The sequence below is a fragment of the Lentzea aerocolonigenes genome, assembly GCF_000974445.1.
Taxonomy (GTDB): domain Bacteria; phylum Actinomycetota; class Actinomycetes; order Mycobacteriales; family Pseudonocardiaceae; genus Lentzea; species Lentzea aerocolonigenes.
Genome location: NZ_BBOJ01000004.1, coordinates 239125 through 252866, shown reverse-complemented (window position 1 = coordinate 252866; position 13742 = coordinate 239125). Strand labels below are relative to the sequence as shown.

General features: G+C 69.1%; 17 protein-coding genes. 8 read left to right on the top strand and 9 right to left on the bottom strand.

Going from position 1 to position 13742, the window contains the following annotated elements; all coding sequences use genetic code 11:
- Positions 1 to 345 precede the first annotated feature (345 nt).
- Complete coding sequence (locus AOM45_RS09485) at positions 346 to 1818, bottom strand: leucyl aminopeptidase (protein ID WP_030465040.1); 1473 nt, start codon at positions 1816 to 1818, stop codon at positions 346 to 348.
- Between the two features lie 201 nt (positions 1819 to 2019).
- Here AOM45_RS09485 and AOM45_RS09480 point away from each other — a divergent pair, with 201 nt between their 5' ends.
- Positions 2020 to 3267, top strand: a complete 1248-nt coding sequence (locus tag AOM45_RS09480; protein WP_051782722.1) for an APC family permease — start codon at positions 2020 to 2022, stop codon at positions 3265 to 3267.
- Here the strand turns inward: AOM45_RS09480 and AOM45_RS50665 are convergent.
- A complete protein-coding gene (locus AOM45_RS50665) occupies positions 3206 to 3475 on the bottom strand; it encodes a hypothetical protein (RefSeq protein WP_030465038.1) in 270 nt (89 codons plus the stop codon). The two genes, AOM45_RS09480 and AOM45_RS50665, sit on opposite strands and share 62 nt — an antisense overlap.
- Before the next feature lie 104 nt (positions 3476 to 3579).
- Here AOM45_RS50665 and AOM45_RS09475 point away from each other — a divergent pair, with 104 nt between their 5' ends.
- Positions 3580 to 4668, top strand: coding sequence for a branched-chain amino acid aminotransferase (locus tag AOM45_RS09475; RefSeq protein ID WP_030465037.1), 1089 nt, complete (start codon positions 3580 to 3582; stop codon positions 4666 to 4668).
- On the opposite strand, the gene cobS is transcribed toward AOM45_RS09475, so the two are convergent.
- From cobS to cobU, 3 genes are all read right to left on the bottom strand, one after another.
- Positions 4665 to 5384 carry an adenosylcobinamide-GDP ribazoletransferase gene (gene cobS / locus AOM45_RS09470; protein ID WP_236703259.1) on the bottom strand — a complete coding sequence of 240 codons (720 nt, stop codon included), beginning with the start codon at positions 5382 to 5384 and terminating at the stop codon, positions 4665 to 4667. The genes AOM45_RS09475 and cobS overlap by 4 nt on opposite strands.
- Before the next feature lie 66 nt (positions 5385 to 5450).
- On the bottom strand, positions 5451 to 6494 hold the full coding sequence (cobT, locus tag AOM45_RS09465; protein ID WP_030465035.1) for a nicotinate-nucleotide--dimethylbenzimidazole phosphoribosyltransferase: 1044 nt from the start codon (positions 6492 to 6494) through the stop codon (positions 5451 to 5453).
- 25 nt (positions 6495 to 6519) lie between these two features.
- Positions 6520 to 7059: a bifunctional adenosylcobinamide kinase/adenosylcobinamide-phosphate guanylyltransferase gene (gene cobU, locus AOM45_RS09460; protein WP_030465034.1), complete on the bottom strand. Its 540-nt coding sequence runs from the start codon at positions 7057 to 7059 to the stop codon at positions 6520 to 6522.
- Positions 7060 to 7076: 17 nt separating this feature from the next.
- Between cobU and AOM45_RS09455 the strand changes: the two genes are divergently transcribed.
- Positions 7077 to 7277, top strand: a complete 201-nt coding sequence (locus AOM45_RS09455) for a hypothetical protein (protein ID WP_030465033.1) — start codon at positions 7077 to 7079, stop codon at positions 7275 to 7277.
- A 14-nt stretch (positions 7278 to 7291) separates the two neighbouring features.
- Here AOM45_RS09455 and AOM45_RS09450 read toward each other — a convergent pair whose 3' ends face one another.
- The 3 genes from AOM45_RS09450 to AOM45_RS09440 are packed head-to-tail and all read right to left on the bottom strand — an operon-like array spanning position 7292 to position 9580.
- A complete protein-coding gene (locus AOM45_RS09450) occupies positions 7292 to 8278 on the bottom strand; it encodes an aldo/keto reductase family protein (RefSeq protein ID WP_030465032.1) in 987 nt (328 codons plus the stop codon).
- A gap of 34 nt (positions 8279 to 8312) precedes the next feature.
- Complete coding sequence (locus AOM45_RS09445) at positions 8313 to 8945, bottom strand: class I SAM-dependent methyltransferase (RefSeq protein ID WP_030465031.1); 633 nt, start codon at positions 8943 to 8945, stop codon at positions 8313 to 8315.
- The gene (locus AOM45_RS09440; RefSeq protein WP_030465030.1) at positions 8945 to 9580 is read right to left on the bottom strand and encodes a DUF3043 domain-containing protein; all 636 of its coding nucleotides are present in this window, start codon (positions 9578 to 9580) and stop codon (positions 8945 to 8947) included. Before AOM45_RS09440 ends, AOM45_RS09445 begins: the two co-directional genes overlap by 1 nt.
- 43 nt (positions 9581 to 9623) lie before the next feature.
- Here AOM45_RS09440 and AOM45_RS09435 point away from each other — a divergent pair, with 43 nt between their 5' ends.
- The 3 genes from AOM45_RS09435 (at position 9624) to AOM45_RS09425 (ending at position 11586) form a co-directional block, all read left to right on the top strand.
- Positions 9624 to 10670: a glycerate kinase family protein gene (locus AOM45_RS09435; protein WP_030465029.1), complete on the top strand. Its 1047-nt coding sequence runs from the start codon at positions 9624 to 9626 to the stop codon at positions 10668 to 10670.
- Between the two features lie 40 nt (positions 10671 to 10710).
- A complete protein-coding gene (locus tag AOM45_RS09430; protein WP_030465028.1) occupies positions 10711 to 11058 on the top strand; it encodes a hypothetical protein in 348 nt (115 codons plus the stop codon).
- 159 nt (positions 11059 to 11217) lie between these two features.
- Positions 11218 to 11586: a HesB/IscA family protein gene (locus AOM45_RS09425; RefSeq protein WP_030465027.1), complete on the top strand. Its 369-nt coding sequence runs from the start codon at positions 11218 to 11220 to the stop codon at positions 11584 to 11586.
- Positions 11587 to 11666: 80 nt separating this feature from the next.
- On the opposite strand, the gene AOM45_RS50660 is transcribed toward AOM45_RS09425, so the two are convergent.
- Positions 11667 to 11840: a hypothetical protein gene (locus AOM45_RS50660; protein ID WP_156093539.1), complete on the bottom strand. Its 174-nt coding sequence runs from the start codon at positions 11838 to 11840 to the stop codon at positions 11667 to 11669.
- A 158-nt stretch (positions 11841 to 11998) separates the two neighbouring features.
- Between AOM45_RS50660 and AOM45_RS09420 the strand changes: the two genes are divergently transcribed.
- Both AOM45_RS09420 and AOM45_RS09415 read left to right on the top strand, forming a co-directional pair.
- On the top strand, positions 11999 to 12931 hold the full coding sequence (locus AOM45_RS09420) for a carbohydrate kinase family protein (RefSeq protein ID WP_051782752.1): 933 nt from the start codon (positions 11999 to 12001) through the stop codon (positions 12929 to 12931).
- Positions 12932 to 12959: 28 nt separating this feature from the next.
- Entirely contained in the window at positions 12960 to 13724 is a 765-nt protein-coding gene (locus tag AOM45_RS09415) for a class I SAM-dependent methyltransferase (RefSeq protein ID WP_030465025.1), read from the top strand.
- The last annotated feature ends 18 nt before the right edge of the window (positions 13725 to 13742 follow it).

Sequence of the window (13742 nt, the reverse complement as noted above, 5' to 3'; positions counted from 1 at the left end):
CGCACGTCTCCGTTCAGCCGCCACCCGTTCGCGCCGCCCCCAACCGATATATCAGTCCCACGCCCACCCTGACCTGCCTCTTAGCAATGACTCTTTGGACTTCGTCCGCAAAAGACTCGTTGCAAAGGCCCTGCGGGCGTGGCCTGCTGCGGCGTCGGAGGAGGGGTGGCGGAGGCAGCGCGCGCCGTCGTCAGGCCCGTGCGGCGAGGCGGCAGTTGGCGTCGGGAAAACTGATATATTGGTTTTGGGAACGTGTTCGCGGGCGTCGGAAATAGAACGGGCGGAGTCCCCGAAAGGACTCCGCCCGCGTGAAAGAGATGTGACTCGGCCGTTGGCGGCGATGACTCAGCCGTTGGCGGCGATGTCCGCCAGCACGGCCGCGATAGTCCGCACCGGAACGCCCGTGCCGCCCTTCGTCGTGTACCCGTACGCGCCGCCCGTGTGGTACGCCGGGCCCGCGATGTCGATGTGCGCCCACTGCACGCCCTCGGCCACGAACTCGCGCAGGAACAGGCCGGCCGCGAGCATGCCGCCCCAGCGGTGCCCGGTCACGTTCGCCAGGTCCGCCAGGCGGGAGTCGAGGTCCGCCCGCAGCTCCTCCGGCAGCGGCATCGCCCAGGCCGACTCACCGACGGCGTTGCCGATCGCGGCCACCCGGTCGCGGAACTCGTCCGAGCCCATGACGCCCGAGGTGCGCTTGCCCAGCGCGACGACCTGCGCGCCCGTCAGCGTCGCGGTCTCGATCAGGTAGTCCGGGCCGTCCTCGCACGCGCGCACGATGGCGTCGGACAGGATCAGGCGGCCCTCGGCGTCGGTGTTGAGCACCTCGACGGTCTTGCCGCCGTACATGGTCAGCACGTCGCCGGGGCGGTAGGCGTCACCGGACGGCATGTTCTCCGCCATCGGGATCGACGCGGTGATCTCCAGCGGGTACTTGAGCTTCGCGGCGAGCACCATGGTCGCGACGATCGCGGCGGCACCGGCCATGTCGGAGGTCATCTCGTCCATGCCCAGCGCCGGCTTGATCGAGATGCCGCCGGTGTCGAACGTGATGCCCTTGCCGACGAGCGCGACCTTCTTGACGGCCTTGGCGCCCTTGTAGGAGATCCGCACCAGGCGCGGCTGACGCGCGGAACCGCCGCCGACGCCCAGGATGCCGCCGAAGCCCTGCTTCTTCAGCGCCTTCTCGTCGAGCACCTCGACGTCGAGACCAGCGGCCGTGGCGAGCTTCGCGGCGCGGTCGGCGAACGAGCCGGGATAAAGGTCGTTCGGCGGCGTGTTCACGAAGTCGCGCGTGATCGCGACGGCCTCGGAGATCGCGACGGCGGCCTTCAGCGCGGCCTTGTTCTCCTTGGACGAAGCGGCGACGAGGTCGACCTTCGCGACCGCGCCCTCACCCTTCTCCGACTTGTACTCGGTGAACGAGTAGGCGCCGAGCAGCGCGCCCTCGGCCGCGGCGACCAGGTGCAGGGAGGCGAGCGTGTTCACCGCGCGCTTCTTGCCGGCCAGCGCGCGGGCGGCGACACCGGACGCGCGGCGCACCTGCTCCTCACCCGCGGTCTTGCCGAGGCCGACGGCCAGCACCAGCGGCGCGGCCAGCTTGCCGAAGGTCGGCACCTTCACGAGCTCGTCGGCCTTGCCGGACGCGCGGAGGGTGCCGAGCACGTCGAGCAGCGCGCCGTCGAACGCGGCGTTGACAGCTTCGGCACCGGGCGCGAGCTCCAGACCGTCCGCACCCTGCAGGGTGCCCACGACGACTGCGTCCGCGGCGGTGGTGCTCAGTTCACCTTCGGTGAGGGCCAGCTTCGGGGCTGTCACGTGCTGCTCCAGGGTTGTGCGTGCAGAGGGTGCTCGGAATCGTGACCCATGCTAAAGGTCCGTTCGTCCACCAACGCCGTGCCCCGCCACGTTCGACGCAATCCGTGACGTTGACAGTTGCGCACGGTGGCGATTCGCCCGTTTCACGTATCAGTCGACCGGGTGGTTACGGCCGGATGCCGCATCTGCGAATGTGTACCGGTGACCCACAAGCCACGCGAGATCGTTGTCACGGTCGCGCTCGGTCTTCCCGCGGTGCTCGGAGCGGGGGTCTTCGCCGGATTCGCCCCTGCCGCAGGTCTTGCGGGCTGGTGGCTGCTCCCGGCGCTGGCCATCTCCGCGTTCGCCGCGCTGTGCTCGGCTTTCTCGACCGCCGACCAGTCCCGCGCCTACCCGGACGTCGGGGGCGGTTACGGATACGTGCGCGCGCAGCTCGGCGTGTGGCCCGCACGGATGACGGCGAGCGCCCACCTCCTCGGCCGGTGCGCGATGGCGGCTGCGGTGGCGTTGATGTTCGGCGCGTACGTGGTGCCGGACCAGCCGGTGATCGGCGCGCTGGCCCTCGTCGTGGCCACGGCGCTGCTCGGCGCGGTCGGTTTCCGCTTCACCGCCGGCGTCAGCGTCCTGGTGTCGCTGGTGGTCCTCGGCGTGCTGGCGCTCGTCGTCGCGTCGAGCTTCTCGATCCCGCCGGTGCCGTCGGCGGGGGAGACGGGCACGGTCAACGAGCTCGTCGGGGTCGCGGCCCTGATGTTCATGGCGTTCACCGGTTTTGAACGCATCACCGCCCCGCACCGCGGTGAGCAGCAGCACTCACCGTCCATGTTGAAGGTCGCGATCCCAGTCCTGATCGGACTGTCCTTCGTGGTCTATCTGGCCGTGGGCGCAGGTGTGCTGCGTCAGCTCGGCAGCGCGCGCCTCGCCTTGTCGCCCGCACCGCTGCGAGACGCGCTCGCCGCGGCGGACGCGTCCGCGTTGGTGCCGCTCGTGCAGATCGCCGCGGCGGTGGCCGGTGTGGCCGCGCTGCACTTCGTTCTCGCGTCGGCACATCGCACGCTGACCGGACTCGTCGAGGACGGCGACCTGCCGACGCGCCTCAAGTCCGGCGCGCTGTCGCTCGTCGTGGTCGTCGGCTGCGCGCTCGCCGTCGTACTCATGCCGATGGCGACGGCGCTGGGTGTGGCGGCGTGCGCGACGTTGTTCTACTACGCCTTCACGAACGCGTCGGCCCGCGTGCTGCTGCAGAACGACCGCACGTGGCCCATGCGCACCGCCTGTCTCGGCCTCGGACTGTCGGTGCTGCTCGCGATGAGCACGCCGGTGCCCGCGTTGCTGATCTCCCTGGCGGGACTGGGCGCGGGCACAGGCCTCATCGGCCTGACGGCGTCGCTCAGAGCGTCACTGAAAGGAAAACGAGCAGCGTCACGCCAACACACACCGCAAGGCCGATGACGCGTCCGTTGTTGGACGGCTTCTCCTTGGTGATGGCCCAGTAGCAGACCAGGAAGATCGCGGCCGCGAACACCGCGCCCACCACACCGCCGACTCCTCCGAGCACCCAGCCGTCGAGAAGGGTCATCCCGGTGCCCAGAACGAGCAGCGCGGCCTGTAAGACGGTGCGGACGTCGGCACCCGTTGAAGATCGTTCCGGCTCGGTCATGGGAGGGCACTCTAGTCACTGCGTCAGACACTGCGAACTAGTAGGACGTCCGAGTTTTGAGAAGACGATTTTCCGTATCCCGACCAGCGGGTTACCGTGCTCACATGACGAGCGCGTTGCCTTTCACCCGGACTCCCCACCCGCACCCGGCGACCCCGGAGCGCGTAGCGGAGGTACTTGCCAAGCCGGGCTTCGGGCAGCACTTCACCGACCACATGGTGACGATCCGCTGGAACCGCGAGAAGGGCTGGCACGACGCTGAAGTCGGCCCGTACTCCACCCTCGCACTGGACCCCGCGGCAATGGTGCTGCACTACGGCCAGGCGATCTTCGAAGGGCTCAAGGCCTACCGGCAGCCCGACGGTTCGATCGCGTCCTTCCGCCCTGAGGCCAACGCCGAGCGCTTCCGAGCCTCGGCCCGCCGCATGGCGATGCCCGAACTCCCCGACGAGCTCTTCCTGGAGTCCGTGCGGCAGATCCTCGCGGTCGACAGCCGCTGGGTGCCGTCGGCCGAGGAGGAGTCCCTCTACCTGCGGCCGTTCATGATCTCCACGGAGAAGGGCCTCGGCGTGCGACCCGCGTCCGAGTACCTCTACGTGCTGATCGCCTCCCCCGCCGGCTCGTACTTCGCGGGCGGCGTCCGCCCGGTGAGCGTGTGGCTCTCGACCGAGTACGTCCGCGCCGCTCCCGGTGGCACCGGCGCCGCCAAGTTCGCCGGCAACTACGCCGCGTCCCTCGTGGCGCAGGCGCAGGCCGCCGAGAAGGGCTGCGACCAGGTCGTCTGGCTCGACGCGGTGGAACGCCGCTGGGTCGAGGAGATGGGCGGGATGAACCTGTTCTTCGTCTTCGGCGACAAGGTCGTCACGCCCGAGCTGACCGGCACGCTGCTGCCCGGCATCACCCGGAGCTCGCTGCTGCAGCTCGCCTCCGACCTCGGCCTGTCCGTGGAGGAGCGCCGCATCTCGACCGACGAGTGGGAGAAGGCCAACGCCTCCGGTGAGCTCACCGAGGTCTTCGCCTGCGGCACGGCGGCGGTCATCACGCCGGTCGGCCACGTCAAGCACGCCGGTGGCGAGTTCGACATCGCCGACGGCGGTACCGGCTCGGTGACGATGAAGCTGCGCGAGCGCCTGACCGGCCTCCAGCACGGCCACGTCGCCGACTCCCACGGCTGGATGACGACCCTGGGTTAAGCGATCACGAGAACGGCCAGAAGCGCGATTTCGGCGGCAGAACCGAGCACATCACCGGTGATGCCGCCGAAACGCTTTCCGGTGTGCTTCACGAGCCCCCACGTGAGTCCGAACGCGACAACGACGGCGACGACCGCCCGCCACCCGAGCGGAACCGCCGCAGCGGCAAGCACCAGCCACGTGCCGAGGACCAGCATTGGATGCTGTGTACCGGCGACCAGCGCTCCCAGCCCCTCGGGACGTGCGGCGGGCACATTCTGCATACAGCAGACACCGAAAGCGGCCCGGCTCGTCGCGAACGCGAGGACAACGACGCCCCAGTGGGCGTGGGGGAGGGCGGCGGCCTGCGCGCCCAGCACCACGATCAGCGTGACGACACCGAACGGCCCGGCGCCGCCGTCCTTCATGACCTGCAGCGCTCGCTCCGGCGGCCCGTAACACCCCAGACCGTCTGCGGTATCCGCCAGACCGTCGAGGTGCATACCGCGTGTGGCCAGTGCGACGACGCCGACGGCCAGGAATCCGGCCACCAGCGGCGATATATCGCATACAGCCAACAACTCGAGCACGCCGACGACGAAGGCGCCGAGCAGAACGCCGACAATCGGCGTGTGTGCAATGGCCCGTCCTGCCGCCTTGCGATCGACCTCGTCGACGCGCAACGGCAGAACGGTCAGCCACGACAGGGCCAGCTTCAAGGGCAGTGCCAGTTTCAAAGCAGGGCCGGTTTCAAAGCAGGGCCAGTTTCAAAGGGCAGGGCCAGTTCAAGGACAGGACAAGCTTCATTCCTTGCTGGTGACCCCGGCGCTCTCGAAGGTCGCCATCTCGGCGAGCACCTTCACCGCCGCGATCAGCAACGGCAGCGCCGCCACCGCACCGGAACCCTCACCGAGCCGCATCTCGAACTCCAGCAGCGGCTTCAGGTTCAGGTGCCCGAGCGCGATCGCGTGCGCGGGCTCCACCGACTGGTGCCCGGCCACCCACCACTCGCGCGCACCTGGCGCCAGCTCCTCCGCGACGACAGCGGCCGCACCGACGACGACGCCGTCGAGCACCACGGGAGTCCGCCGGACAGCGGCCTGCGCCAGGAACCCGGCCATCGCGGCCAGGTCGGCACCACCGGCGGTCGCCAGCAGCGCGACCGGGTCGCTGATCACCAGGCGAGCCCGGCGCAGCGCGTCCCGGATCGCCGCCGTCTTGCGCATCCACGCCTGGTCGTCGATGCCCGTGCCGCGGCCGACGACCGCGACCGGCTCCGAACCGGTCAGCGAACCGATCAGCACGGCGGCCGGCGTCGTGTTGCCGATGCCCATGTCGCCCGCGACGAGCACGTCGGCGCCCGCGTCGACCTCCTCGTCGGCGATGGCGCGGCCCGCCGCGATCGCGCGCTCGCACTCCTCACGGGTCAGCGCGTCCTCGCGGTCGATCGACCCGGACGACCGCCGCACCTTGTGCGCGCTGACCGCCTCCGGGGTGTCCGCGTCGACCGCCATGTCGACCACGCGGACCGTGGCACCCGCGACCTGCGCGAGCACGTTCACCGCGGCGCCGCCGGTCAGGAAGTTCGCGACCATCTGGCCGGTCACCTCGCTCGGATACGCCGACACGCCCTGCGCGGTGACGCCGTGGTCGCCCGCGAACACGACGACTCGCGGCCGCACGAACGGCTTCGGCGGCACGACGCCCTGGCAGGCCGCGATCCAGTTGCCCAGCTCCTCGAGCCGTCCGAGCGAGCCGACCGGCTTGGTCAGCACCGCGTGCCGGGCCTCGGCCTCGCGCAGAACGGTCTCGTCCGGCGGTTCAACCGGCGGAAACTCGGTGCTCACCGCAGCTCCTTATCCCTGTCCTCGATCAACGCAGTTTCAGCGGGATGCCCGCGACGAGCAGCGTCACCTCGTCGCACACCTCGGCGACGCGCGCGTTGAGCGCACCGAGGTGATCGCGGAAGAGTCTGCCTGAGCGCGTCGAGGGGATGACGCCGAGGCCGACCTCCGCGGTCACCAGCACCAGCCGCGTCCGGCACGTGGCGACCGAGCGCACGAGCTCGTCGACGTGGCGGTCGATCGCGTCAGCGCCGTTGCCCTCCCAGGCGTCGGCGGCGTCCAGCACGCCGACCAGCCAGGTCGACAGGTCGTCGACCAGGATCGGAGGGTCGTCGTAGGAGGTCGCGGTGAGCAACGCGGGCAGGTCGGGAGGCGCCGACGCCTCGACCGTGTGCCAAGTGGACGGACGACGCGCGACGTGGAGAGCGATGCGCGCGTCCCAGTCCGGATCGTCGGGATACCTGCTCGCCGTTGCGACGTAAGTCACGGTCGCCTCGGTGAGCAGGCCTTCTGCGTGCGCTGACTTGCCTGAACGCGCTCCGCCGAGCACGAGCGTCCTGGATGACAAGAGTTAGCCTTCGTCTCATGGAGTTCCGCTGGCGCTACCAGGATGCACAGGGACGCGACGTCGCGGGGCCGGATGTGATGTTCACCGGGCAGACCGAGGCCGAGGAGTGGTTCAGCGCCGAGTGGCGTGACCTGCTCGACGCCGGGGTCGAGCAGGTCACGCTGCTTCGTGCGGAATCCGAGGTGTACGGCCCGATGAGCCTGCACCCCGCAGTCTGACCAGCCCTGCCTGACTACCCCTGCGCGGTGAGGCGCGGGTCGTCGGTGATGACGCCTTCGAGGACGTTGTCGATCTGCTTGAGCACGTCGTCGTCGAGCTCGACGTCGACTGCCTTCACGTTCTCGTAGACCTGCTCCGGGCGCGAGGCGCCGATGATCGCGGACGCGACGTTCGGGTTCTTGAGCACCCACGCGACGGCGAGCTGCGCCATCGTGATGCCGGCTTCCTCGGCGATCGGCTTGAGCTGCTGGACGGCGTTCAGCACGTCGTCACGCATCCAGCGGGAGATCATCTGCGAACCGCGCGCGTCGGCGAGACGCGAGCCCTCCGGCACGTCGGCGCCCGGCAGGTACTTGCCGGTCAGGATGCCCTGCGCGACGGGGGAGAAGACGATCTGGCTCAGGCCCTCGCGCTCGCAGGTCGGAATGACCTGCGGCTCGATGACGCGCCACAGCATCGAGTACTGCGGCTGGTGCGACACGAACGGGATCTGCAGCTCGCGGGCCAGTGCGGCACCGCGCGCGATCTGCTCGGCGGTCCACTCCGAGACGCCGACGTAGAGGACCTTGCCCTGGCGGACGAGGTCGGCGAACGCCAGCATCGTCTCTTCCAGCGGAACGCTGTAGTCGAACCGGTGGGCCTGGTACAGGTCGACGTAGTCGGTCTGCAGGCGCTCGAGCGACGCGTTGGCCGACTCCAGGATGTGCTTGCGACCCAGTCCGCGGTCGTTGGGGCCGCCCGGACCGGTCGGCCAGTAGACCTTGGTCAGGATCTCGAGCGACTCGCGCCGCTCACCCTTGAGCGCCCGGCCGAGCACCGACTCCGCGGCGGTGTTGGCGTAGACGTCGGCGGTGTCGAAGGTGGTGATCCCCGACTCGAGTGCCGCCTTCACACAGGCGTGTGCCTGCTCTTCCTCGACCTGGGAACCGTGGGTGAGCCAGTTGCCGTACGAGATCTCGCTGATGGACAGGCCGCTGCGGCCGAGTCGACGGAACTTCATGACATCGGAGCTTAAACCGAAATCGTTCGTACTGCTAATGAACTTCGGGTGCGCGCCAGACCAGCGAATACCGCCAGAACAGGTGCCGCCGGATGCGCGCACCGGGAACGATCTCCGCTGCCGCCGCGCGGATCTCCGGAAGCGTCGGAGCGGTCATCACCATCGGCATCTCGGTGTCGTGCGGCTTGCCGCCGGTGCCGTTGATGGCCTTCGCGATGCCGACCAGCGCGTTCGCCGGCAGCGTGACGAGCTCCATCGCGTGATCGGCGCGCGTCGCCGTCAGGTACAGCCCGACGACGATCAGCAGACCACCCGGCTTCGTCAGCCCGGCGAGCCTGGTGAGGCCCTCGCGCAACGGCAGGTGGTGCAGGCTCGCCTCGGCGGTGACGACGTTGTAGCGCCCCAGGTCGTGGGTGAGCACGTCGCCGTGGATCCAGCGGACCTTCTCGCTGGTCGCCCTGGCGCGTTCGATCATGCGGGCGCTGGCGTCGATCGCGGTGACCTCGTCGGCCCTGATCGACCGGGCGAGATCACCGAGCCCGCAGCCCACGTCCAGTGCCGACCCGACCTGGGACGGCAACTGCCGGAGCAGCCAGCGGCGGTACCACTCGTTGTGGTTCCACCGCAGCTTCTCCGGCAGCTGAAGCTTGCGTTGCTTCTCGCGCACTACTTGATGGCGTCGCCCGGCTTCACGCGTGGCTTGGGCACGCGGAGCTTGCGGATCTGACTCGCGCGGATGAACGAGTACCAGCCGATCGAGAGGCCCTTGATCGGCTCGTTCGGGAACTTCGCCCGGACCTTCCGCGTGACGATCCGGCCGAGGATGAGCCCCTCGATGACCATCGCGATCAGCATGAACGTCGTCGCCAGCGTCGCGTACCGCTGCACGGCGAGCGACGGCGTCAGCAGCGCCACGAACACCAGGATCGCGAGCGGCATGAACAGGCCCATGAGGTTGCGGCGAGAGTCGACCAGGTCCCGGATGTAGGCCTTCACGGGACCGCGGTCGCGCGGCAGCAGGTACTTGTCGTCGCCCGCCATCATGCGCTGACGGCGCTCGACGGCCGCGGCACGGCGCTCTTCCTTGCTCACCTTGTTGCCGCGCATGCGCTTGAACGCCTCGCGCTGCGTGCGGGGAGGAGGCGGAACCGGACCGGTGCGCCTGCCCTGAGCCTCGCGCCGCTTCGGCGTCGCTTTGCCCTTGCCCGCGGTGCGCCCCCTGTCGAGCGGCTCGGCGAGCTCGGCTCCGGACTCGGGAGCCTCAGCGACGGTGTCGGCGGAATTGCGGCGCAGGAACCTCACGGACACCAGGGTAGGGCAGCGGGTCTTCTGTACCTTTCGCGAGGTGCGCGTACTCATCGCTCCGGACTGCTTCGGCGGCACCCTGACCGCCCGCGAGGCCGCCGACGCCATCGCCACCGGCTGGCGCGAGGCCAAGCCCGACGACGTCGTCGTCGAACGTCCGCTGGCCGACGGCGGCCCCGGTTTCGTGGACGTCCTGCACGCCGCCCTGTCGGCTGGTGGCGCAGCCGATATCCGATATATCACCGTCACGGGCCCGCTCGGCAAGCCCGTCGAAGCCCGCTGGCTCAGTGTGCACGCAGACGACCGGCGTGTGGCCTACATCGAGTCCGCCGAAGCGTGCGGACTCCACCTCATCCCGGCGGAACTGCGCCCGGAGTCCTGTGAAACGGCGACAACGCGAGGCGTCGGCGAACTCATCGCGGCAGCGACGGCTGACAACGATGTCATCACGGTCGGACTCGGCGGCTCGGGCACGACCGACGGCGGCGCCGGCATGCTCGCCGCGCTAGCCGAAGCGGGCGTGGACCTGACTGATATATCGCTCATCGCCGCGTCCGACGTCGAGAACCCGCTCCTCGGCCCACACGGCGCCGCGCGCACGTTCGGCTCGCAGAAGGGCGCGTCCCCGGAAGCCGTCGAACGCCTCGAAGCGAAGCTCGCAGCGATGGACGTCCTGACACCCGTATCCGATGTACCAGGTGCGGGAGCGGCAGGCGGCCTGGGCGCCGCACTGCTCTCAATGGGCGCGACGGTGAAGTCGGGCGCCGGCCTCGTTCGTGAACTGACCGGCCTCGACGCCGCCCTCGACGACGCCGACGTCGTCGTCACCGGCGAAGGCAGCTTCGACTGGCAGTCCCTGCGCGGCAAGCTCATCACCGCCGTCGCGGCCGGCGCCGCCGAACGCGGCATCCCCTGCGTCGCCATCGCCGGCCAGGTGAGCGTCGGCCGCCGCGAGATGGCCGCCGCGGGCGTGCAGGAGGCCTACTCGGTGTCCGACCACGTGGGCTCTGTGCAAAAGTCGATTGCGGACGCCCGCAAAAGTCTCATTGCAACGGCCCAGCACGTGGCCCGCCAGTGGTCGCGTTAGAAGGTGTAGTCGTTACGTCAGCACTGGGGGTCTGATGGGAATGGATCGGAGCGCGCGCGTTGACGCGTGGCTGGAGGAAGTGTTCGGCGAAGAGAGCGCGGTGATGCTCAAGCCGAACCAGCTGGTGGCGCTGAACTTCGCGGTGCAACGGGGTGCGGTGCCGCCGGACGACGTGATGGAGATCTGGTTCCACGAGATCTTCGGCGCCCGGATCGTGGCGGCCCAGTCGGAGGCGGCCTTCATCGACGCTGCTCGGGCGAAGGGGTGGGCGGACGAGCAGGTCGGCGAGATGCTGATGGTCGAGCCGGACCGTCTCGACGAGCACCGCGATGAGCAGCGGATGATCCACCTGAAGATCCATCCCGCTGTCCGCCGCCGCCAGGACTGAGACGCGCTGATATATCGGTTGGCTTGAGGGTGGTCTACGTGACAGTGCCCACTTGGGGCGACAGGGCCTCGCGTTGTGGGACCATGAGAGTGGAACAAAGCGGGGAACGCCCGTGTTGTTGAAGGGCGAACCGCCCGCAAAGGACCTCTTAGGAGAGCCATGACGACCGCTCAGGATGCCGCTTCGACCTCCGAGGCGCCGAGCCACGGCGTGACGCTGACCGATGCGGCCGCCGTCAAGGCCAAGGCGCTGCTCGACCAGGAGGGCCGCGACGACATGCACCTGCGCATCGCCGTTCAGCCCGGCGGTTGCGCTGGTCTGCGCTACCAGCTGTTCTTCGACGAGCGCTCGCTCGACGGAGACGCGCTGGTCGACTTCAACGGCATGAAGGTCGCCGTTGACCGCATGAGCGCGCCCTACGTCGAAGGCGCTGTCATCGACTTCGTGGACACGATCGAGAAGCAGGGCTTCACGATCGACAACCCGAACGCCGGCGGGTCCTGCGCCTGCGGCGACTCGTTCCACTAAGGCGAACAGACGCGCGAGGCCGCGTTCCCGCACGACGGGAACGCGGCCTCGAGCTGTGTCCGGGGGTCGGAGTCAGAAGGTCAGACGCCGTATTCGGCCAGGCCTTCGACCTGGTGGGTGCACCGCTCGTCGACCTGCCAGGGCGCGGCTGCGCGCGGTGCCGGCAGGGGGTGTTCGGGGTGCGTCAGAGCGAAGGGGAGCTGCGCGCAGTCCTCGATCAGCTCACTCATCGTGGTCGCCTCAGGGATGGTCACGCCCAGACCGTAAGTCTGCGGTCTGACCTGCGGTAGCCCTACCAAACAGTAGCCTTCACTGTGTTACTCGTCCGGGTGATTTGTCACGTAGCGCAACAAATGAAAGAGGAGCCGACGTGCCCCTAGCCGTGTGCGGCAGCATCGCGACCGACCATCTGATGCACTTTCCGGGCCGTTTCGCCGACCAGCTGGTCGCGGAGCGTCTCGACCGTGTGTCGTTGAGCTTCCTGGTCGACGACCTCGTAGTACGGCGCGGTGGCATCGGCGCGAACATCGCGTTCGGCCTCGGCGTGCTCGGCGTGCGGCCCGTGCTCGTGGGCGCCGTCGGCAAGGACTTCGACGACTACCGCTCGTGGCTGGAGCGGCACGGTGTCGACACCTCGGGTGTGTACGTGTCCGAGGTCGCGCACACCGCGCGGTTCGTCTGCACGACGGACGACGACATGTGCCAGATCGCCTCCTTCTACGCGGGTGCGATGGCCGAGGCGCGCAACATCGAGCTCGCGCCGATCGCGAACCGCGTCGACAACCTCGAGCTCGTCGTGATCAGCCCGGACGACCCCGCCGCGATGCTCCGGCACGCCGAGGAGTGCCGTCAGCGCGGCTACAAGTTCGCCGTCGACCCGTCGCAGCAGCTGGCCCGCATGGACGGCGAGCAGGCGCGCGCGTTCGTCGAGGGCGCCGAGTACCTCTTCAGCAACGACTACGAGTGGGAACTGCTGCTGCAGAAGACCGGCTGGACCGAGGCCGACGTCCTCGAGCGGGTCGGCAGGCGCATCACCACCCTCGGTGCCAAGGGCCTCGAGATCGTCGACCGCGACGGCCTCTCGCTGCACGTCCCCGCGGTTCCCGAGGTCGCGAAGACCGACCCGACCGGCGTCGGCGACGGCTTCCGCGCGGGCTTCCTCGCCGGCATGATCTCGGGCCTGGGCCTGGAGCGGTCCGCTCAGCTCGGCTCGCTGATCGCCGTCGAGGTGCTCGAAACCGTCGGCACGCAGGAGTGGGTGCTGGAGCGCGAGTCGGCCCTCGCCCGCATTCGTGGAGCGTTCGGCGAAGAAGCCGCCGAGGAGATCGCCCCGGTCCTGCCATGATCAGGCGCACTCCTGCCATGATCGGACAATGGGGACGTACCTGTTCGGCGACACCGGTGAGTTGCTCGATCCGCAGTTCGACGCGCTGAGCTCCCTGCTCGACGCGGGCACCTTCGCCCGCGTCGAGCAGCTCGGCATCTCGGACGGCTGGCGCTGCCTCGAAGTCGGAGGTGGTGGCGGATCGGTGGCGACCTGGCTCGCCGACGTCGTCGCGCCGTCCGGGCACGTGACGGTCACCGACATCGACGTGTCACGGCTCGAAGAACGCGACAACATCACCGTGCTGGAGCACGACGTAGTATCCAATATATTGCCGGGCAACGCGTTCGACCTGGTCCACGCCCGCGTGGTGCTGTTCCACCTCCCCGCCCGCGACGCCGTCCTGCGCAAGCTGCGCGACGCTCTGCGTCCCGGCGGCTGGCTCGTCCTCGACGAGTTCGACTGCCTCCCGCTCGAAGTGCTCAAAGCCGATCCGGACGACGCGAAGCTGATCATGCGGGTGAAGAACGCCCTGCTGACGTTGCTCGAACAGGCCGGCGCGGAACTGGCGTGGGGCGCGCGCATCGAGAAGGCGCTGGTCGACACCGGGCTGCACGACGTGAGCGGCTCCCGCGAGGTGCAGGAGTGGGAGGGCGGCTCACCGGGCTGCCGTCTGCTCGCCACGAGCGCACGTCAGGTGCGCAAGAAGCTGCCGTTCTCCGACGACGAGTTCGACCACTTCCTGAGGCTGATGGCGTCACCGGAGACCGTCATCAGCTCGTATGCGATCTGCAGCGCGCAGGGCCGTCGATAAGAAGAAGGGCCCCTCCGG